The organism is Herbaspirillum sp. C7C8, assembly GCF_022627875.1.
In the GTDB taxonomy this organism is placed as follows: Bacteria; Pseudomonadota; Gammaproteobacteria; order Burkholderiales; family Burkholderiaceae_D; genus Herbaspirillum.
Window position 1 is genome coordinate 1 of the sequence record NZ_JABXGG010000078.1, and the last position, 260, is coordinate 260.

At 63.8% G+C, this 260-nt stretch carries 1 protein-coding gene; it reads right to left on the minus strand.

Features of this window, described 5'->3' with window-relative positions; translation table 11 throughout:
• The coding region (locus HWE01_RS22715) for a hypothetical protein (RefSeq protein WP_241822968.1) at positions 1-260 on the minus strand (260 nt) is incomplete at both ends.

The following is a 260-nucleotide window of genomic DNA, read 5'->3' on the forward strand; positions in this document are numbered from 1 at the left end:
CCGGAGGTAGCGGTGGAGCCGCGTTGCGTCACCGTGTTCTGTTCGGTACGACTGCCGTTCTGGCTGCTGCCAATCGTCGCGCTGATACCGACGTTGGCTGAACCCTCGGCAGCGCCTTTCTGCATCTCTCCCACGGCGCCATAAACCGACATGCCCGCCGTTGCAGCAGCCAGTGCCTGTACTCGGCCATTCCTGGTTTTACTGGCCGCCTCCGCCATCTGCTGCACCGTCTGCACCGCCGACAACACCGGACTGGTCAC